The organism is Paenibacillus terrae HPL-003 (assembly GCF_000235585.1).
GTDB lineage: Bacteria > Bacillota > Bacilli > Paenibacillales > Paenibacillaceae > Paenibacillus > Paenibacillus terrae_B.
In genome coordinates, this window is the sequence record NC_016641.1 from 2,275,599 (window position 1) to 2,295,942 (window position 20,344).

General features: G+C 45.1%; 20 protein-coding genes. 12 read left to right on the forward strand and 8 right to left on the reverse strand.

What is annotated here, in order from left to right:
* Nucleotides 1-124: 124 nt before the first annotated feature.
* The 3 genes from HPL003_RS10430 to HPL003_RS10440 form a co-directional block, all read right to left on the reverse strand.
* Nucleotides 125-1,486, reverse strand: coding sequence for a DJ-1/PfpI family protein (locus HPL003_RS10430; RefSeq protein WP_014279596.1), 1,362 nt, complete (start codon nucleotides 1,484-1,486; stop codon nucleotides 125-127).
* 560 nt (nucleotides 1,487-2,046) lie between these two features.
* Nucleotides 2,047-2,328, reverse strand: a complete 282-nt coding sequence (locus tag HPL003_RS10435; RefSeq protein WP_014279597.1) for a hypothetical protein — start codon at nucleotides 2,326-2,328, stop codon at nucleotides 2,047-2,049.
* A 31-nt stretch (nucleotides 2,329-2,359) separates the two neighbouring features.
* The gene (locus HPL003_RS10440; protein ID WP_014279598.1) at nucleotides 2,360-3,529 is read right to left on the reverse strand and encodes an MGDG synthase family glycosyltransferase; all 1,170 of its coding nucleotides are present in this window, start codon (nucleotides 3,527-3,529) and stop codon (nucleotides 2,360-2,362) included.
* 418 nt (nucleotides 3,530-3,947) lie between these two features.
* On the opposite strand from HPL003_RS10440, the gene HPL003_RS10445 reads away from it, so the two are divergent.
* Both HPL003_RS10445 and map read left to right on the forward strand, forming a co-directional pair.
* The gene (locus tag HPL003_RS10445) at nucleotides 3,948-4,136 is read left to right on the forward strand and encodes a hypothetical protein (RefSeq protein WP_014279599.1); all 189 of its coding nucleotides are present in this window, start codon (nucleotides 3,948-3,950) and stop codon (nucleotides 4,134-4,136) included.
* A gap of 139 nt (nucleotides 4,137-4,275) precedes the next feature.
* Nucleotides 4,276-5,028, forward strand: coding sequence for a type I methionyl aminopeptidase (gene map / locus HPL003_RS10450; RefSeq protein ID WP_014279600.1), 753 nt, complete (start codon nucleotides 4,276-4,278; stop codon nucleotides 5,026-5,028).
* A gap of 71 nt (nucleotides 5,029-5,099) precedes the next feature.
* Here map and HPL003_RS10455 read toward each other — a convergent pair whose 3' ends face one another.
* Nucleotides 5,100-6,386: a hypothetical protein gene (locus tag HPL003_RS10455; protein WP_014279601.1), complete on the reverse strand. Its 1,287-nt coding sequence runs from the start codon at nucleotides 6,384-6,386 to the stop codon at nucleotides 5,100-5,102.
* A 144-nt stretch (nucleotides 6,387-6,530) separates the two neighbouring features.
* On the opposite strand from HPL003_RS10455, the gene HPL003_RS10460 reads away from it, so the two are divergent.
* Nucleotides 6,531-7,040: a GNAT family N-acetyltransferase gene (locus HPL003_RS10460; RefSeq protein ID WP_014279602.1), complete on the forward strand. Its 510-nt coding sequence runs from the start codon at nucleotides 6,531-6,533 to the stop codon at nucleotides 7,038-7,040.
* Nucleotides 7,041-7,156: 116 nt separating this feature from the next.
* On the opposite strand, the gene HPL003_RS10465 is transcribed toward HPL003_RS10460, so the two are convergent.
* A complete protein-coding gene (locus tag HPL003_RS10465) occupies nucleotides 7,157-8,416 on the reverse strand; it encodes a DUF438 domain-containing protein (RefSeq protein WP_014279603.1) in 1,260 nt (419 codons plus the stop codon).
* Nucleotides 8,417-8,430: 14 nt separating this feature from the next.
* Complete coding sequence (locus HPL003_RS10470; RefSeq protein WP_014279604.1) at nucleotides 8,431-8,658, reverse strand: DUF1858 domain-containing protein; 228 nt, start codon at nucleotides 8,656-8,658, stop codon at nucleotides 8,431-8,433.
* 237 nt (nucleotides 8,659-8,895) lie between these two features.
* Here HPL003_RS10470 and HPL003_RS10475 point away from each other — a divergent pair, with 237 nt between their 5' ends.
* The 5 genes from HPL003_RS10475 to HPL003_RS10495 are packed head-to-tail and all read left to right on the forward strand — an operon-like array spanning nucleotide 8,896 to nucleotide 13,252.
* The gene (locus HPL003_RS10475; protein WP_014279605.1) at nucleotides 8,896-9,615 is read left to right on the forward strand and encodes a hypothetical protein; all 720 of its coding nucleotides are present in this window, start codon (nucleotides 8,896-8,898) and stop codon (nucleotides 9,613-9,615) included.
* Between the two features lie 41 nt (nucleotides 9,616-9,656).
* Nucleotides 9,657-10,058: a GntR family transcriptional regulator gene (locus HPL003_RS10480; RefSeq protein ID WP_014279606.1), complete on the forward strand. Its 402-nt coding sequence runs from the start codon at nucleotides 9,657-9,659 to the stop codon at nucleotides 10,056-10,058.
* A 5-nt stretch (nucleotides 10,059-10,063) separates the two neighbouring features.
* Complete coding sequence (locus HPL003_RS10485; RefSeq protein ID WP_014279607.1) at nucleotides 10,064-11,029, forward strand: ABC transporter ATP-binding protein; 966 nt, start codon at nucleotides 10,064-10,066, stop codon at nucleotides 11,027-11,029.
* Nucleotides 11,026-11,928 (forward strand): ABC transporter ATP-binding protein, encoded by a 903-nt coding sequence (locus HPL003_RS10490; RefSeq protein ID WP_014279608.1) that lies wholly within the window; start codon nucleotides 11,026-11,028, stop codon nucleotides 11,926-11,928. Before HPL003_RS10485 ends, HPL003_RS10490 begins: the two co-directional genes overlap by 4 nt.
* A complete protein-coding gene (locus HPL003_RS10495; protein ID WP_014279609.1) occupies nucleotides 11,921-13,252 on the forward strand; it encodes an ABC transporter permease in 1,332 nt (443 codons plus the stop codon). The genes HPL003_RS10490 and HPL003_RS10495 overlap by 8 nt, the downstream gene beginning before the upstream one ends.
* A gap of 283 nt (nucleotides 13,253-13,535) precedes the next feature.
* Here HPL003_RS10495 and HPL003_RS10500 read toward each other — a convergent pair whose 3' ends face one another.
* Entirely contained in the window at nucleotides 13,536-14,408 is an 873-nt protein-coding gene (locus HPL003_RS10500; protein WP_014279610.1) for a LysR family transcriptional regulator, read from the reverse strand.
* Nucleotides 14,409-14,560: 152 nt separating this feature from the next.
* Here HPL003_RS10500 and HPL003_RS10505 point away from each other — a divergent pair, with 152 nt between their 5' ends.
* Together HPL003_RS10505 and HPL003_RS10510 are read left to right on the forward strand one after the other, a co-directional pair.
* A complete protein-coding gene (locus tag HPL003_RS10505; protein ID WP_238533504.1) occupies nucleotides 14,561-15,724 on the forward strand; it encodes a YbfB/YjiJ family MFS transporter in 1,164 nt (387 codons plus the stop codon).
* A 40-nt stretch (nucleotides 15,725-15,764) separates the two neighbouring features.
* Complete coding sequence (locus HPL003_RS10510; RefSeq protein ID WP_014279612.1) at nucleotides 15,765-16,832, forward strand: NAD(P)H-dependent flavin oxidoreductase; 1,068 nt, start codon at nucleotides 15,765-15,767, stop codon at nucleotides 16,830-16,832.
* A 338-nt stretch (nucleotides 16,833-17,170) separates the two neighbouring features.
* Here the strand turns inward: HPL003_RS10510 and HPL003_RS10515 are convergent, their stop codons facing one another.
* A complete protein-coding gene (locus tag HPL003_RS10515; protein WP_014279613.1) occupies nucleotides 17,171-18,064 on the reverse strand; it encodes a LysR family transcriptional regulator in 894 nt (297 codons plus the stop codon).
* 333 nt (nucleotides 18,065-18,397) lie between these two features.
* On the opposite strand from HPL003_RS10515, the gene HPL003_RS10520 reads away from it, so the two are divergent.
* Nucleotides 18,398-18,838 (forward strand): DMT family transporter, encoded by a 441-nt coding sequence (locus tag HPL003_RS10520; RefSeq protein ID WP_014279614.1) that lies wholly within the window; start codon nucleotides 18,398-18,400, stop codon nucleotides 18,836-18,838.
* A 27-nt stretch (nucleotides 18,839-18,865) separates the two neighbouring features.
* Nucleotides 18,866-20,323 carry a glycoside hydrolase family 1 protein gene (locus tag HPL003_RS10525; RefSeq protein ID WP_014279615.1) on the forward strand — a complete coding sequence of 486 codons (1,458 nt, stop codon included), beginning with the start codon at nucleotides 18,866-18,868 and terminating at the stop codon, nucleotides 20,321-20,323.
* The last annotated feature ends 21 nt before the right edge of the window (nucleotides 20,324-20,344 follow it).

Genomic DNA, 20,344 nt, shown 5'->3' on the forward strand with positions numbered 1-20,344 from the left:
ATCCGGCTTTGTTGCTATACCTGGTTCAACGGACGCTATGATTCCAATGTGGTGACTTCTCTCGGATCAAAGAAAAAGAAGCATCCAGACCAGGTCGTCTGCGATGCTTCATTGGCTTCCCGTTTTATGCGGAAACGGTCTTTCTTCTTACGAAACGTCTGTCTGCCAAATAAACGACGAATAGAGACAACAAGCCGACACCAATTGGTATGCCGAATGCTTCGTATGAAAAAGACGCTCCTTCAAGCTTAAGCTGGCTTGTGGCACGGTACTCGAGCCGCTTGGCGGCGAATTTTGCCGTCGAGATATCTTCCTGCTTTGCCAAATCTTCAAATGCAGGCTCCATCGCGAACCGCTCCGGCGCATCGCTGTGCAGGTAAAGCTGCTCAGCCTTTCCGCCGTTCTCGTTCCAGTTTCGGATATCGCCTGCAGCGCGCGTCTTAACGTCCGGCCCCACAAAAATCATTTTGTCGAGTTTCGGAGCATCCGCTATTTGATATCGGGCGATCAGATTCAGACCGTGCCGGGTAACGATTGGCTCGCGTTTGCTTGATATCGTCAATGTTGTCGTCGTACCGGAAGCCCCGTACGTGTCAAAAGCCGAGGACAACATCAGCTCGTCGGCCCCGTCATACAGCAGCACCCCGTTCTTTTTCTTACTCCATTGAAATGCATTGTTCAAGACATAGACGATATCGCTCAATCCGGCCGTGAAAGGCTCCATTTGCGGATGCTGAACAAAATCGTAGGAAGGGTAATTCATTTCCTTCGCCACTTTCTTCGCTGTCGGCTCTCCCATTTGGCTGGATATGACGTACAGTGTGGCATCGATCCCCGAAGTCAGGCCGGCTGAGGAGACCATATTGCCATCAGGCACGAAACGCTGATCCCTTTTCCAAGTAATATCGGTGTATTTCTTTTCCAACCTGCCGATATCTCCCCAATGTGTTGCCGCAGATTTCCCGTTCAGTAGGCCTGTATCCGCCAAATTTTCCGCCCCATTACAGATGGACAACAAGGTCGTTTCCTTGCCGGAGTGCTTCCTTATCCAATCGCGGACAGGCCTGTATTTCGCCTCATCCAAAATCGGCATGAAAGGGATCACGATTATATCCGGACCTTTGCCCGTCAATTTGTCCAATTCGTCGAAAGTGTAATGCGGTGCGACATCAAGGCCGCCTGTCAACGATTTGATGTTTTTGTCGGGAGCTGCCGCAAACACATTGTACGAGCCCGTCATGGAGAACATTTCGTATGGTACGAGGAAATCGAACACCTCGGTCACTTCATTCGCCAAAATAACGGCCACTGTCGGCTTTTTCGAATCATAGGCAGGAGCTTGTATGCTTTGTACAGAAGCAGGAACCGGCTTATCGTAAACCGACATAGCCTCCTGCATCGTGCTCATGAAACCGATCGCTCCGGTTCCTCCCACAACCAGAATAAAAACGCACACATATACGATGAAACGCCATACTTTTTTCAATTACCTTCTCTCCCTTTTGATTTTTATAATTGATTATTAATCATTGCTTACTTTCTTAATTCAAGGATAAAGGGGAGAAGGCAAATTAATAAACCGCCTGAAGGCTATATTTTTCCCCGACTAAGGTCTAGGTAAAGGTAAAGGTAAAGGTAAAGGTAAAGGACTTTTTTCTCGAACAGCAGCCGAATACTTCTTTTAAGGATACGGGATAAAAATTTCGTTGGAACTTATTTAAGTGGCAATAATAAAAGGTGGTCTGAATCTCCTTAACGTTGTAAATCTGCGTTTTGCTGGCGGTACCCCCAATACAAAAAAAGGGTGAACGAATAGGTTTCGCTCACCCTTTTTTCAAGGTTATCCACAATTTTTACACAGGTTGTACGCAATTTATCCACTATTCCATAATGTTTATCCACAAAATAAACGGGTTTTATACACAATTTGTGCACAAGTTGTAGACAACATAGGTTGTATCCACTCTTTATGCACAAATTATGCACAATATATCAACAAGATATACCTGTCTGTGGATATTTCATTCAGATGCTTTCCTTCCCATGTTAACGGTCTCCGCGTTGTAAACGGCGGCGTGGATGTGTAATCTTACCTTTTTTATTCTCGTCATCCTCTTTGGGGACAAGTCGTTCATCGGTACGTCCGTCATGATGATTGTCAAAGGCGTATTCGGTCATTTTCCACTCGGAATCGCCTAAAACAACATCAGAGGGAAAATGCTGTCCCCGATGTAAATGTTGCTCATGTCCGTCCTCATCGATATAAATACCGTCTACTTCTACCTTCTCACCCGTTAGCGGGAGCAAATCCTTTCCTTTGCGTTCCATTGGTATCCCCTCCGTCTGGCTTATTCTTCGTTTAATTTGTCCGTATGGAAGGGGTTTTATCCACAAGCTGGTGCAAAATATCCTCGGCAATCCGGTCTGCGGGATGAGGTTTGCGCAGTTGCTCAATCGACTGTTTCATTCCTAAAGCGAGAGAGGGATTGGAGATCAGGTCGACGCAATGGTGAATCAGCCCTTGCGTATTACGGGCAATGCGAGCGGCTCCTTTTTGCTCCAGATACAGGGCGTTATTCAGCTCCTGACCGGGTACAGGCTTGAATACCAGGATGGGCAACCCGGAGGCGATGCTTTCCGAAAGAGTGATGCCGCCGGGTTTGGTAATAACCATATCGCTTGCGCGCATGAGTGCGGGAACATAGTCGACGAATCCGAAGATACGGATATCGGGGTGGTCTGCATACAGCGCATCCAACTCGGCTTTTAGCTGCGGATTACGTCCGCAGACGATCAGTAGTCGCAACTGCGGGAGACGGCTTAATTGCCGACAGATGTCCAATATACCAGACATCACACCATAGGCACCTGCCATAATAAGCAGTGTTGTAGCTCCTGGATCTGACGGTGGAATTGGATAATCCTCAAGAGCATTAGCATCTTCTGGATCAGTATCTTCATGGAAGCTTTTATAAAATGAAGCATGAATCGGAATGCCTGTGGCGACAATCCGTTCGGAAGGGATTCCCCGCTGTGCAGCCTCCTGCTCTATATCCTCGGTTGCCACATAGTAGCGGTCGATATCGGGATGCAGCCAGCGCCCGTGCAGATCAAAATCCGTAACCACGTTCACAATGGGCAGCTTCATCCCCAATTTGCGGCGTAACGCCGGAAGAGCGAGCTGCGGAAACGTATGTATGACAAGGTCAGGCTTTTCCTTTTCCAGAGTGAGCGCAAGCTGGCGCATCCCAAAGGAATGCAGCACACTGCCAAAGGCCGATTTAGCCTGCATTTCACGGGTTATGTTATAGACCCAACCGTAAAGCCCGGGAATAGTTTTGAAGCTTTGCATATAGACAAATTTGGTTAAACTGTTCAACCAGGGGTGGGATTCAGCCATCAGGTCGAGTAACTGAACCTCGCAGCGTCCGAGCCTTCGCAAACTGTCCATAATAGCTCGGGCGGCCTGCACATGGCCTTCTCCGTAGCTGGCATATAATATTAAAACTTTTGGTGCTGCGGCTTCCATCATGTCTAGCCCCCTATTATTCAATAAGAACATGTAGCTCATTTCAGGAACGTTCGCATCCATTCTCCTTGTATGTTTATTTATTTTACCCCAAACAGATACACTCCAAAAGCCGATAAATAAGGTATGCTGTCCTGACCAGCAAAAGGGCCGTCCATATATGACGTGTAACGTAAAATTTGGGTAAATTATATGTAAAATTGCTGGAAAGCTGAAAGCTGTATTTGAATATGTTATACTGAGGTAGTGATTCAGCCAATAGAAAATCGGTTAATAATAGTGTCAGGTACATGCCTTGCATAAGGCGTTCCCGACCTAAGCTGCATTAGACATACTACTTCACTGCATAAGGACATCAATACTTTTCGGCATTCTCTTCAACGGAGCACTTATTTTCAACGTTTTGGGAGGGAGTAACATGGCAACGAAAGGTCACAATGAAGTTAAGGAAAGTCTGCGGGAAATGACTCGAATTTTCCGGCCTAAGGATCCCAAAAAATTTGTAAAGGAATATGTGCGAAAATACCGGATTACAGGAGGGTATGAGGAAGAGTTGACCATGGTGGTGGAAAACGAACTCGGTCGCATGAATTCTTCAGTATCTTAAAGGGTTCGATGACCCGCAAAACATAGAAATACGACTTTTATAAACCGTCTATCCACAGAGGAGACGGTTTTTTTGTGTCCGCCCTGCATACAATGGGATAGGTTTAGTGAATATGTATGCCTAAAGGAGGCGGATTCCAATGGAGGAGATAGCCATACGGACACCAGAGGAAATCGGCTATATGAGGGAGGCCGGACGTATTTTGGCCGATTGCCATCGTGCGTTGGAGAGTCGTATTCTTCCGGGAATGACGACGCTGGAAATTGATGCGTGGGTAGAGCAATTTTTGAGCAAGCGCGGAGCTACGCCTGAACAAAAAGGCTATAAGGGTTTTCCTTATGCCACCTGCGCCTCGGTCAACGAGGTGGTATGCCACGGATTTCCCTCGGAGCGGGTGCTTCATGACGGGGATATTGTGACCATCGACATCGTCGTCAATAAGGACGGCTGGCTGGCCGACCGAGGCTGGACCTATGCAGTAGGTAACGTCAGTCGCCCGGTAGCGAGGCTGCTAAGGCAAACGCATAAGGCACTGGTGCGCGGAATTGAAGTCGCTCGTCCAGGCAGGACGCTGGGGGACATTGGGCACGCAGTGGAAAAAGCCGCGGGATGGCGGCGGTACGGCATCGTGAAGCCCTTGATCGGGCACGGTATTGGTCGTCAGATGCACGAGCCACCAGATGTTTTGCACTATGGTCGTGCCGGAACGGGGTTACCGCTGCGCGAAGGGATGGTGATTACCATTGAGCCGGTATTTACCCTCGGAACGGAGGGGGCTGTATTGTGGGAGGATGATGGCTGGACCATCACCTCGGCGGACGGCAGTTGGGGCGCACAATATGAGCATACGATTGCGATCACGAAGAACGGCCCGTACATTTTGACCGCATAAAGATCGGTACAGCCATAGGGAGTCCCATTTGAGCTGCATGTGCGAGGGGCTCTCTTGGCAGGTTTTTTATTTCAGGATGACACGTTCATCGTGTTTAGAGAGATTTTCCGGTAAAGCCACAGATAGATACCTAACTCGACGGGTGAGGAAACGGCCATAACGATTCCTGCCACCTGTCCGTCCAGCCCCGGAAAAAAGGAGATGCATAGAATGAGCGCGAGAATCGCAAAGGAAACGGAGAACAATCTGCCGATGAAAATAGGTTTGGTATTGCCGATCAATATCGACTGTCCGATGAAATATTCTACCCATGGATAAAATGCTACATAGATTGAAAGTATGCGAAGCAATCCTCTCGTTTCCACCAGCAGTTCCCCTTCCAGTCCCAACACATTCCGCAAAATAGGGTCACCTGCAAATTCAAAGGACAGCAGCAGCAATAATAACGGCGACAGGGCGGACAGAACGCTCAAAAATATCAGAACCTCCCGACGCTTGCTCGTATAGAATTGAATGACGATCTGATGCAGGGAACTGCAAAACCAGACGAACAGATTCAGGATTTGCAGAGCCACGGAGAAGGAGGCTACGGCCAATAATGGATCGGTTGTATTGTTCAGCGCAGCCTGTATAGACGGATTCAGAACAACCAGCACCAGTGCCGAATACAGCAAGGGGAGATAAAAAGGAAGCAGATGGCTTGCACGGTGGATGGTTTGCTCGCCGTTGTCGGGCGGAAGCTTTCTTTTCAAAACGCGGCCTTCCAAAAAAGTAACGACCAATTCAATGAAGATACCTGCAATAAAGATGGCAGCGCCAATTCGTCCGTCATTCGTCCAGCCTGCACGAATTAGAAACCAGGCTGCAACCAGCATCGCGATAATACGAATGGACGAGCTGAATGTCATCCAGGCCGTACGGTGCTTGTTAATAATAAGCCCCTGATAGATGTTGCGGACGGCTACTAATATGTACAGTAAAGTAAGCACCTGAAACACACTCTTGGTGGGCTCGATCAAGGCCGGAGATACGCCGAATACATAGTGAAAGACCAGATTACCAGCAGGTGTAAGACCAATACTCCAGCCGATGACCAGTACAGCCGCCGCTACACACGCACATAAAATACCGATGGAACGAACGGATTGGAGGTCATATCCGAATTTCGTGGTCATCTGTCGTACGGCGGTTAACGGGGTTTCCAGTAGCAGGCACAGGCTGACTGCCACCGCATAGCTGCTCAATGTGAACGAAGGATGTTCCGAGCGTGCGAGTACGGCATTGACGATGACATGGGTCAGCGCGGCAATCAATGATGAGATGCCAAGCGGAACGTAGAATGAAATGATTTTATTCAAGTCAAATCCTCCAGTAATGAATGATTAGTAAAGGGATTGTCGTTGCATCGAGCTTCCGTAAACAATGGTAATCCTTATTATAGATCAAGAATGGGCTCGTCGGTATAATAGAAAGCATAATATTGGAAATGGAAGTGGAGCAAAATGATTATCAGAGAAGCGACGATATCAGATACGGCAGGTATCGCTGAGGTACATGTGGATTGCTGGAGAACCACCTACAAAAATATCATACCCGCTGAGGTCCTGGAACGACTTTCCTATGAGCAAAGAACAGAGCTGTGGAAATCAAATATATCCAGTGAAGACGATCATCAGGTATATGTGGTTGAAACTGAGAAGGGGGAAATCATCGGATTTGTGAGTGGAGGGCCGGAAAAGTCAGGTGAATATCCCCCGTATGAGGGAGAGGTCACTGCTATTTATGTGTTAAAAGAATACCATAGTTTAGGATTGGGAAAGCAATTATTCATGCGTCTTCTTCAACATTTAAGCAGTATGAACATTCACTCTGCCATAGTCTGGGTGTTAGCAGAAAATCCAGCTCGCTATTTTTATGAACAACTGGGAGCCAAGCTTGTAGTAGAGCAGCATCTTATAAAAATGGGCGACAAAAACCTGAACATGGTGGCTTATGGATTGGAAAATAAATAGCGGACTGAGCAAATAGAAAGAAGTCTTTCTCTACATGTAATGTGGAGGAAGACTTCTTTGGTGTTAGCTGGAGGCGACAGGAATACGGCGAGCAATCTTTTTGTAGCGGATGGTGATTATTCAGATAAAATCCGTTTCTGCCCTTCCAAGGCACGAATAGGTGCGATGTTTTGCGTGAATTCCAGCGTCCCCAGATAGCGGTCTTCTGCATCACGGATGGCAAAATAACGGATGTAGACAAATTTGTCCTTGATTGGAATCCAAAAATCTTCAGCATCCTTGCGGCCGGCCTTAAAATCCTCCAGCAGCTTCTCAACGACATGCATGCTTTGCGGCGGGTGGCAATTTTGTACGGTACGACCAATGACGGCTTTTGTGCGGGCAAAGATCCGTTCTTTGCCGTGAGAGAAATAGCGAACAATATCATTTTCATCGATAAAAGTCAGGTCAACGGGTAGATGATTCAACAGCAGTTCCAATTGTTGGACGGATACAATCCCCGTCTCGAATCTCACGAAGCCTTGCGGTGTTCCAGATGTGCCTTCTGTTTGCTCAAGGGCTTCTGCAGGTTCCTCTGCCCGTTCAGGTATCCATTCACGTTCGGGAGCGGTCAGGCAGAACCCGATTTCCTCGCTTTCCCGGGCTATTTTCAGCCACTCATCCTCTGTCAGCTTACTGAGTGCCATCGGCAGCAAAATATTCTCTTCCTTGAATATCATTTCATTCACTTCGCTCATGATATGGGCAAGCGCCTTCCCAATCTGTTCACGATCTCCGTTATATTCGGTGAGCAGACTCTTTGCCTCCTTAATCGCGGCACGAATGCTGTCGTCCACACCCCACATGACTTTGGTTGGGCCAAAAATTCCATAGCGTTCTAGATAAGGAAAGACCAGATTTTCTTTGCGGCTATAGTGCTTGTCGAGATCGAGCAGCAGACTTAAATCTTCCAGTAACTTGTAGATAATTTTGGGACTGTCGTCCTTTTGAAATTGGTCCGCGTGCAATGACAACTTGAAGTTGACCAATTGTTCGATCTCCCGATTTTCCAGCTTGAAGGTATGAACGGGATGTCCCGGCTGTTCCTCCGGTCCGGAAGGACGGTGAATATCCTCAATCGAGCCCTTGAATATCGACGTGTGGACGGAACAGAGACGCTGCACCTCCGACACGGGGATCCCCTCCTCGGTCATTAGGGCATGCTCCATGGCCGAAATTTCTGCCACACTCACCCCGCCAACTGCCACTGCGAAGCGCGCTTTGACTTCATCCACGCTTTTTCCGGCATGCAATTCTTTTATAATTTCCTTTAGCGTTTGTTGGCGTTCCGTTAATTCCTGTGCTGTGTGTTCGCGGTTATTGATCAGCTCGCTCATGATAGTTCGCTCCTTTATTTCTGAATAGTAAAACCATGTTGCAAAAATGTCCGCTGCACGGTTTCCATATCTACTTTTTTCAATGCAATACCTTTGGACAGTGTCATAAAACGACCGGCGGTTTGTAACATGCCAGGCTTGGCGATATCGTGAAAACCCAGTTCTACCATAATGTCCTTCACTTCGGGGTAACGGTTAACAAGGTTAAATATCGGCTCATCCCACTGCAGTATCTTATCCATTTGTTCATCCCCTTGATTGAGAACGTTTATCATTTACAGAGTAGCATAGGTCCTGACGAGCTTTTGTGATTGTACGCACAATTTACATTCAGGTGTTGACAGGTGTAATTCTTAGTTTATATACTGTGTATAAAGATATATACAGTGATAACACTGATTACTGTAATAATTACTTCGTATGAAGAGAGAACGAGGTCGTTATTACACAAGCAGTGCAGAAGGGATCAGGATAAGAAAATGACAATTATCAAGCAGGCATGGAAGATTACCCGGCACGATTTTCGCAACAATCCATATGTCATGCTGTGGACATTGCTGTTTATTGCGTATTTGGGATTTACCATGAGTTTTGCGGTAAGTGTGCAATGGGGTGAACGTGGAAACTTAAGTCCAGTAGCCGATTTTATTATGCTGGCGTTGATTCCGTTTCTCGGATTCATTTATAACCGCCGTGCATTTAAATATCTTCAGGAAGATTCCTATACGCATATGCTAGCCTTTTTCCGCACCTTGCCTATACCGATGAATGCGGTGATTATGAGTCGAATTCAACAGGCGCTTTTGGCGTTTGTTGTGAATAGTGTGATATTTTTTACTCTCTTGTTTACGTTGTCAGCTACGTTTCGGGTATATGCCAGTACAGGTTTCTTTGTATCGTTTGCACTTACCTGGATAGGCTACGGAATGCTGATTCAAGCCATGTATATTCATTTGGAATTTCTTAAAAAAGGTAAATCCTACTTTTGGATATCCATTGTCATCATGCTTATTTGTGGGATAGTTACGATTATAGTTCGAGTATGTGGGGCCAATCTGGTATCGATAACGGCATTTTATAGCAAGGAATGGCAGCTGTTGTCTCCGGTGATGTGGGGAGCATTGTTAGCAGGCATTCTAGCTATGTCAGTGTCCTATCGGGTGACACAGCGTAAGCTCATGAAACGGGACTTAACTTAGTAGTATGTGTACAAAAGTAACTAAAAAGGGGGGGAAAGCAGGTGAATATTCCAGTGCAAATTGATGAGAATAGCGCGGAACCGCTGTATGCGCAGATTGAAAAGCAGCTTCGTTCACTCATTGTAACCGGACAGATTGCAGCGGGAACGCTGCTTCCCTCCATTCGTGAGTTTGCGGGAACGCTCCGTTGCAGCGTCATCACCGTCCGGCGGGTCTATCAGGATTTGGAGAACGAGGGCTTGCTTCGTACCCGGCAGGGAACGGGCACCTTTGTCGCTCTGGTCGAGGATGATATGCGCTCAGGTTACCGCCTTAAAGCGGTGACCGAGGCGTTGGAAACGGCGATTGACACAGGCATTGCTGTGCAGATGACAGAACAGGAATTGTTGGAGCTTTTCGCAGAAATGGTGAAGAGAAGGTATGAAGTCCAGGTGAAGGAGTGACAGCTGTGAACAATCATGTGGAAGTTCCTACGCAAATACAGAGGAAAGTACCAATTATTGAGATGAGCCAGGTCTATAAAACCCGGGGTAACCGGAATATTGGGCCGATTAATCTAACTGTTGAACCAGGATATGTGGTCGCTCTGGCTGGACATAACGGATCAGGGAAAAGCACATTGATTCATTTGCTGACTCAGCTTGTTCATCCGGATTCCGGTGAGATTCGTTGGTTCGGTCAAGCATACCCCGACGGTATGCCGGCAGATACACGACAATGGGTTGGGTATATACCGGAGCAGCCGGTTCGCGAGGAGGATCGATTAACGGCAGAAGCAGCAGCGGCTTTTCGAGCCTTGTGGTATCCCGGCTGGGATGAAACACGTTTTCAGCGTCTAATGGACCGTTTTCAGGTTCCAGCACATACGAAATTATCGCGTATGTCCAAGGGACAGCGCCGGAAATTCGAACTGGCTGCTGCCTTGGCGCCGCACCCACGTGTGTTGCTGCTGGATGAGCCTTCATCCGGTTTAGACCCTTTTGCCTGGAAAATCATGCTGGAGGAACTGCGGGATTGTATGAAGAACGGCAAAACGACGATCATTATTGCTACCCATATCATGGACGAGATCAAGCGTTTGGCGGATTATATTGTCCTGATGCATGATGGCAGGCTGCTCGGCAAGCTGGAAAAAGACCATTTGCTCGAAAATGGCAAGGAAATGTGGTTTGAAGGTACACCAGAGGAGGCATCGGAGCTTCCGGGAGTTGTAGAGACGGAGAGTGATGGGAATTTACAGCGAATTGTAACGTTGGCAGCCGGAGAGACCAGCGCCATATTGGAACAAGCGGGTATTCGCCCCATCCGTGTGCGGCGTTTGGAACTGGATGATATTTTAGTACATTGGTCTGCGGGACAAATCCCGGGAGGTACAGCGAGTTTAGGGGAGAACAAGGGGGCTGGAGATTCATGAGTATGCTGCAATTGGAGCAGGTTGTGAAGCAATATGGAAACCATACAGCAGTCAACGGAATTTCGCTGAATGTGAACGGTGGGGAGATTTACGGATTGCTGGGTGGTAATGGGGCCGGCAAAACGACAACGATGCGCATGGTACTCGGTCTGATTTATCCTGACGGGGGAAGCATTCAATATGAGGGCAAGCCGTATAGCAAGGAGCTTCAGCGGACGATGGGTTATTTGCCAGAAGAACGAGGGTTGTATCCCAAGGTAAAGGTGAGCGAGCAAATTAACTATTTAGGCAGGCTGCGTGGAATGTCGGCCAAGGAGGCGGACAAAAGTCTGCGTTATTGGCTGGAGCGCTTCGGCGTGCCTGAATATTACAATAAGCGGATTGAAGAATTATCCAAGGGGAATCAGCAGAAAATGGGCTTTATTGCAGCCGTTGTGCATCGCCCGACGTTGCTCATTTTGGATGAGGCATTCAGCGGGCTGGATCCTGTGAACGTCGAGCTGCTTAAGGATACGGTGAAGGAGTTGCGGGACGAAGGGGCTGCAATTTTATTCTCGACTCACCGTATGGAGCATGTGGAGGAGCTGTGCCGCCATATTACGATTTTGCATCGTTCGAATACAGTTGTGCAGGGTAGTGTGCGAGAGATTAAAGGCCGCTACCCGCGTGAAAAAGTTCGTCTTATCACGACTGGCGAAGTGAACGGACTGGAACAACTGCCCGGTGTGTGCCGTGTAGAGCGAATGGACCGGGGCTGGATGCTGCATATTGAACAGCCGGATGCGGCCAAGTTGATTTTACAAACGGCGTTGGAGCAAACAGATGTAGAGCATTTTGAAATTAAAGAGCCTACTCTGAACGAAATTTTCATACGAGAGGTGGGTGATTCTCATGAATAGGCTGGGTACGGTTATCGGTTTTACGTTTCGCCAGAAGGCGAGAACCAAATCTTTTGTTATTACGACACTGGTGCTGGCATTGCTCATTACTATTGGTATGAATTTGCCGTATCTGATTTCTTTGTTTAAAGGAGAAGGGATGGGTGGCGGCGCAGGGGGTTCCGGTAAATCTGCTGCTGAGCATCAGCGTCTGGGACTGATCACCGGAAGCCGGACCGAGATCGCGGATCAGTTGGAGGAATTTACGAAGGCTCAGTCCAACCCTGCAGCTACCTGGGTGCGTTATGACAACGCACAAGCTCCAGCAATGCAGCAAGCCTTGAAAGACGGGGAGCTGCAAGGCTATGTGGAGCTCGCGCAGCCTACCGCAAAGGGAGAAGCTTTTCCCAAGGTAGAGTACGTATCGGTTGAAAAAGTGCCGTCCACGGCTGTAATCACACTGTTGCAAACCGGACTTCAGGAGGCAAAGGTCAAGGCCATGATTGGCGGAAATGCATTGACCCGTGAACAAGTCCGTGAAATAAGCACACCTGTAACCGTGGACAGCCGAGAATTGAACAGTCCGTCTGAGGCAGGTCGTGCTGCCGGAACAGAGGATAAAAAAGCTTCCCTGATTAACTATGGCTTGGTCTATGTACTCATGATTTTGTTCTTCACCTCGTCGATGATGACGGGCAATATGATTGCATCAGAGGTGACTTCGGAAAAAAGCTCGCGTATCATGGAAATCCTCATCACGAGTGTATCTCCGTTGACCCAGATGTTTGGGAAAATTATTGGTATCTTCCTGGTGGGCTTGATGCAAATTGCTGTTTTTGCCGCTGTGGTGTGCGCCAACCTCATGCTGCCGCATAACAGCGTCATCCTCAGCTCGGCTGGGCTGGATTTGTCGCAGTTGAATACCGCAGTGCTTAGCTATGGTCTGGTTTTCTACATCCTCGGCTACTTCTTGTATGCGGTACTGTTTGCGGCTGTCGGCTCCATTGTCAGCCGTACCGAAGAATTGGGGCAGGCGGTCATGCCGATTACCGTGTTGTCACTGGCAGCCTTTTATATCGGTATCTTCAATATCGCCGCACCTGATACGATGTTCGTCAAGGTCGCCGGGTATATTCCATTTTTCTCGCCGACCGTCATGCTGCTGCGGATTGGTCTGGAGCGGGCGAGCCTCCTGGAAATCTGGCTGTCACTTGCCATTCTGGTCGCATCCATCCTGTTTTTCGGCTGGCTAGCCGCCAAGATCTACCGTACTGGCGTCTTAATGTACGGGAAACGTCCTACTTTTAAAGAGTTAAGAAAAGCTATGAGGGCGTATAAGATATAGGATTGAATTTGATTTGTGTGAGTAACCATTATAATTGAGACAGAGCGAGGGCCTTGATTTGTCAGAAACACTGATGAATCAAGGTTTTTCTACTTTATATGGTGATGAATAATAAATGGTGATGTTTTGAGAAGTCGGTGATTTTCAGATGTCTTGTGAAAATAAAGTTTTAGACAAAAAATAAAGTATTAGACTGGCGCTGCTATTAAGAGAACGGGCAGATTAGTTCCAATAAAACAATGCAGCAACCAGTCCTAATATCGGTTACTGCATTGTTTTATCATTAGATATCATTGAATCTATCTTTGGAAACCCTAATAAATTCGGATATAGCGGCTGTTTTATAAGTATCTTTGCGGCGTATGAATAGAGCTGGTATTCTAATGAGTTCATCCGAGATTTGGTGATATTGTAAGTTATATTTAATCATGGCTCTTTCGATAACCGAAAAAGGTAAAAGCGAAACTCCGAGACCAGCATGAATACACCCCAGAATCCCCTCCAAAGTTCCGAATTCCATGATTTTTGCATGAATGCCTTTTAAGTGCAACCAATCCTCTAGTATTCGACGGTAATGGCATCCAACGCGAAAAACAAATATGGTCAGATGGCGTAGTTGTTCCGGTCGATTGATTGGCGTTGTTTGCCCTCCTGATATGAGTACGAGTTCTTCAATCCCAACTTCTATTGTTTCAAGCTCTACATACTCACCTGGTGAGGACACAAAAGCTCCGTCCAACTCGTACTTTAAAACCGAATGGATGAGTTCCTCTGTCGTTCCCGTTTTTAGTATTAAATCTACCTCGGGATAAGACTTATGGTATTCAGCGAGAATAAATGGAAGCCGAATCGCACTTGTAGTTTCAAGCGATCCGATTCGAAGAGGTCCACGAGGGATTGAACTATCAGATATAACGCGTTCTGCTTCTTGAGTGAGGAAGATAATTTTCTCAGCGTAAGACTTTAGCGCCTCTCCGGATGATGTGAGCCGAATTCCCTGACGTCCGCGATGAAATAGCTCTGTTTTTAGCTCACTTTCAAGTTTCTGAATTCTTATACTTATGCTCGATTGAACGTATTCTAACTTCTTGGCTGCCCTGGTAAAGCTCCCCTCATTGGCAACAGCCAAAAAAATCTGCATGTCCCGGATGTCCACTGTGATACCTCCGTATTAAGTATTGATATTTTTAATAATGAAAATCGTTTATGTTCATTTTACGTGATATATAAAGGCGGGTAAAATGATTTTTGAAAGGGGCAATTCTCATGCAGTTATTTAGGACTCAAGTTAATGATTCTACGCGGACAATGATTGCTGGGTTCGTTATGCTAATTATTGCGATGGGCATTGGTCGGTTTTCCTATACTTCCATACTCCCGTTGATGCAGTCACAAACTCATCTTACAGCGACGGAGTCGGGGTATTTGGCTGGTAGTAATAATTTGGGCTACCTTATCGCTGGATTTGGTGCAGGTTTTATTACCTGGGGAAATCGGCGAGCTCACCACCTACGGATTCATTTGATTCTATGTATCATTTCTACAGGGCTTATGGGGATCACTTCATCTTTTATTGGATGGTTGTTTTTGCGTTTCATAGCTGGAATAAGTAGTGGTCTTATTTACGTTTTATCATCAAGTTTAGTAATGGATGCCCTGATTTCTTACAAGCGTGAAAAATGGGTAGGCTTTTTCTATGGCGGAGTTGGTACCGGTATTGCCCTAACAGGGTTAACTACACCTTTTCTTAGCCATTTCACTTGGCGGGGAGCCTGGATAGGTTTTTTTGTCGTCAGTTTGATTCTTACTCTACCCATTTGGTCTTATATCCATGACGCTAAGCCCCAACCTTTATCAACGAATTCTGCATCTAAACATTCATTGATATTGCCTCATTCTATTTTCGTCTGGCTTCTTGTAGCTTATGGACTTGAAGGACTGGGTTATATCGTAAGTGCGACATTTTTAGTAGCAATGGTAAAACAAATGCCCAATATCTCAGCTTTTGCCGATTTTAGCTGGATTGTCGTGGGGCTAGCAGCAGTTCCATCACCCTTATTTTGGTCTTGGTGGGCAAGTCATGCAAGTTATATTAAACCTCTAATTACTGCACTTATTTTGCAAGCACTTGGAGTAACCATGCCTATAATCATGCCTAATATAATAGGTGTAGTAATAGGATCGATCCTTTTTGGAGGAACTTTTATGGGAATATCTATGCTTTCACTTGCTGCAGCTCGCATGGTACGACAGTCCAATAGCAATTATGCTATTGCTCTAATGACTGGATTTTTTGGTATTGGGCAAATAATAGGTCCGATTGGGGCTGGGTTCATTTTGGAAGCAGCACATAGTTACAGTTTGGCACTTATTATTTCAGCTTCGGTGCTTGCTTTAGCAGTTATTATATTGATTTTTGGGACAGTCATATTGAGCAAAACTGAACTAAATTGCATGTCCCAGTCCAAATGAGGGCAAAAGTAAACCATAATTAACAGGGGGGCTTTCAATAATGTTTGAAACACTGATAACACGCAAGCTCAACATTACCTATCCGATCTTTCAGGCACCGATGGCAGGCGGGCCAACGACTCCCGAATTAGTAGCAGCAGTTTCAAACGCAGGTGGACTGGGCAACCTAGGGGCCGGGTATTTAACCCCTGAACAACTTCGTATTACCATCAATAAGATTAGAGGGTTAACCGACCGGCCTTTCGGAGTTAATTTGTTTGTCTTTGAGCAGCCGGAGGAATCAGAAGAAACGATTGCTAAAATGTCTGATTACCTTAACAGCTACCGCAATGAACTTGGTATTCCACATAATCCATCACTTCCAAAATACTCAGAATCGTTTGAAGATCAGATACAGGTAGTGCTAGAAGAGCGCGTCCCTGTTTTTAGTTTCACGTTTGGGTTACCTTCACACAATGTTATTCAAAGCTTGAAGCACCGCGGAACATTTGTAATTGGTACTGCTACAACAGTAGATGAAGCTATACAACTAGAATTATCAGGTATAGATGCAATTGTGGCCCAAGGCAGTGAAGCAGGAGGACACAGAGGAACATTTCTGAAGAACGCATCCGATTCCTTAATCGGACTCATAGCTCTAGTTCCCCAAATTGTTGACCATGTTTCAATTCCCGTGATCGCATCAGGAGGAATCATGGATGGACGCGGGCTCGTAGCGAGCCTAGCTTTAGGAGCAACAGCCGTTCAAATGGGTACAGCTTTCTTGGCCTGCACGGAGAGTGGCGCATATCCAACGTACAAACAAAAGATACTTTCGGCTAACGAGGACGCTACTGTAATTACATGTGCATACTCGGGCAAATCAGCACGTGGCATTAGTACAGAATTTATTCGCGACATGCAATTGTATCCTGGTAATATTCCTCCTTATCCCATTCAGCACATAATGACACGGGATATTAGACAGGCTGCAGCAATAGCGAAAGACCCAGAGTTTATGTCACTCTGGGCTGGACAAGGTTTGAGGTTAGCTAACAACCAATCGGCTGCAACAATTATCAATGAAACAATAGATCAAGCAAGAAAGTTAGTCATAAAGAGTTTTTAACAATGTAGATTAATGATTAATCAGAAGGAATGAGCCCTCTCTATACATGAGCCTTAGTAATAAGCATAATTTTGGAGTTATTCCATTGCAGACGGGACGAAGGTCATTAAACTAACTGGGAACGTTAGTTCAATGGGATTGAAAGATCATTTTCTAATTTCCGCTGAGAGGCACTGACTGGAAGCGAACTGTACACTTTCGGAGAGATTGCAGTAATTCTTTCTGAATTATCAGGAAAAATGGTCAACTATGTGAACCCTGATCCTAAAGAATTTAAGGATATGCTGAGAAGTGCTGGTATCCCTGAGTTTGGAATCTCTACTCTTTGTCTCATGTTTTTAGATTGGACAACTCTGGAACAACTCAATAAACTTTTGGGCTGCAGAGGTTAAAGGAAGATTTTTTTTGATGGCAATGCTTAGATATCTTTTTGGAATTTCCTCTTTAATAGGTACGACAAACAACTCCTTTTGATCAACATCTTTGTAAATAAAATCTTTGATGACACAAGATACACCTAATCCTTTTTTTGCAAACTCTATCAGCAATTCCATGGTGCTTAACTCTGCTTTCGGTGTTACTTTCAACTGATATGAAGCAAGAACACTTTCAATGTAATTTCTTGTATTAAGCCCTTTCTGCAATAAATTAATCGGATAGTTTGCCACCAACTCAGTTAAAGAAATTTCGATTTCACAAAGTTCTTTAAACCTTTCACCCACGACAAAACAATCCTGTATCTCAATTTTTCCGATCACTGTCAACGAATCCTGTTTTCCATTTAAATTTATAATTCCTATATCTATTTCGCCTGATTCCAGCTGCTTAATTGTGGTATTCGTAGATTGATCTTTAATATAAATTTCAATATTAGGATACGACAAAGAGTACGTTTCTAAATATTGCATCAAGAAATTACTACATGCTGTTGTACTTACAGCTATTCTTAGTTCGCCGGCATCCAGATTCTTTAACTCCACAAACTTTCTCTCAGCTGCCTGTAATAATTCGTAGCTCTGCTCTACATATTGGAATAGTATCTTTCCCTCCGAAGTAAGAGACACCCCCTGTGCACTTCTATGGAACAGCTGGCCTCCCAGTTTACTCTCTAGTAATTTAATAGACTGGCTGACGGCAGATTGAGATGTGAATAGTTCTTTTGCTGCGTTAGACATACTTCCGGCCTTTACAGTGATATAAAAAATTTTATAGAGTTCATAATTTATATTCATATAAGTTTTGAGTATACCCCCTATACTAATTATTAATTTTACTTATTACTCTGTGTAAATTATACTCGGGTTGTCAATGAATGATCAATGATAAAAACGTTATTTATCACTTAAGATCGGCTGGGGTATTCATTGGGACGCATCTAGAGTTTTACTTCTTTGGCTTTCGAGAGGAGGAAATATCATCATGTTTTGGATACCAGTTTGAAAACTTACCCATAGTCCTTGTTTACAGACATTGGTTTTACATTATAAATGGAATCAGTTGAGAACGCTTTATTCATTATGGTTCGTAGAGTTGATCATCCCGTTTTATGAAAGGAAAACAGTACAATGGCTATTTTTTTTATGATATTTGCATTACTGGCAGGGATGGCCTTGCCTACTCAGTTCAGCGTTAATTCTCAGTTAAGGACGGTTGTTGGTTCACCTATTACCGCCTCAGCCATTTCGTTTACGGTAGGAGCTGCTTCGTTAATTATCATTTCATTCTTCACAAAAGGGGCGTTTGTCAAAAAAGAGTGGCTCGAAGCACCCTGGTGGATGTGGACAGGTGGACTTTTGGGCGCTTTCTATGTGTTGGCAACAACGATCCTTATGCCCAGAATTGGTGTAGCAGCGACTGTCGGTTACGTTCTGGCAGGACAAGTTATCGTATCGATTATTATTGACCATTTTGGATTAATTGGGGCGACTATGCACACTTTGAATATTCCTCGATTATTGGGGGCGCTTTTGGTTATCGCAGGAGTTATTGTTGTTCAAAAATTTTAATCTGGTATTCGGCTGGAGGAGACATACATGAGAGACATAAAAAAAGATTTTCTGTGGGGAGGGGCTATTGCGGCCAACCAAGCAGAAGGTGCACACCGCAAGGATGGAAGAGGGTTAAGTACTGCTGATATTCAGCCATTTGTTCCAGGCGCTGATCCTACTGATCTGCACTTTAATGATATGGATTCTGAAACATTCGAACGGTATAAAAATGGAGCATACATTTATCCTAAACGACAAGGTGTTCATTTTTATGATCGTTATAAAGAATATATTGATGCCCTCGCTGAGATGCATGTAAAAGCATTGCGTTTGTCCATTTCATGGAGCAGGATTTTTCCAAATGGAGATGACGAAATTCCGAATGAGTACGGTTTGGCCTTCTATGATCGATTATTTGAATACATGAAAGAGAAAAATATAGAACCCATTGTGACGATTTTCCATTATGAAATGCCGCTGAATTTGGTAGAGCAATATGGAGGTTGGGCGAATCCCAAATTGATCGATTATTTTGTGAAGTACGGACAAACCGTACTTCAGAGATTTCACCAGACGGTTAAGTACTGGATTATCATTAATCAGATTAACCTTGTCCACAAAGAAGCTTTTGCTTCTCTAGGGATACTAAAGGATAAAGTAGATCACTACGAGCAAGCTAAGTTTCAAGCGGTACATCATCAGTTTGTAGCGTCCGCAAAAATTACCGAGTTTGGCCACAAACTTAATCCAACGATTCAATTGGGCGTGATGCTAGCCGATACGTTAACTGCACCTTACTCATGTGAACCTGCAGATGTTGAACTAAACTTCAGGCGAAATCGAATGCAATATTTTTATAGCGATGTCCTCATTCGAGGAGAATATCCTGAATATGCACTCACTTACTTCGAAGATCACGGCATTCAGTTAAAGATTACTGAATCTGAAATAGATTTGCTTCGGAACAACACAGCTGATTTCCTTGCAGTCTCATATTATTGGTCCAATACCGTTAAAGCTAGCGAGAATTCGATGGACCCTAATTCTACCGTTAAGAATCCCCACTTAAAAGCGAATCGATGGGGGTGGTCCATAAATGCATCAGGTTTGTATCTCTGTATGTCCAAGTACTGGGACCGATACCATGTTCCTATGATGATTGCTGAAAACGGCATTGGATTCAAGGATGTATTAACAGGCGATAATCATGTTCATGACGATTATCGTATTGAATATCATCGGGATCATATTGCAGCTATGAAAAAGGCAATACGTGAAGGAGCGGATATCTTTGCCTATTGCTCATGGGCTCCATTTGACATCATTAGCGCGGGTACTGCTGAAATGAGCAAGAGATATGGCTTTATTTATGTGGATTATGATGATGAAGGAAGTGGAAGTGGACAAATCCACTATAAAGATAGTTTTCACTGGTATAAGCAAGTTATTGATTCAAACGGTGAGGATCTTTATCCATCCATAAGTAATTCAGATGAGAACTGACTAAAAAGAATAAGGCATCCC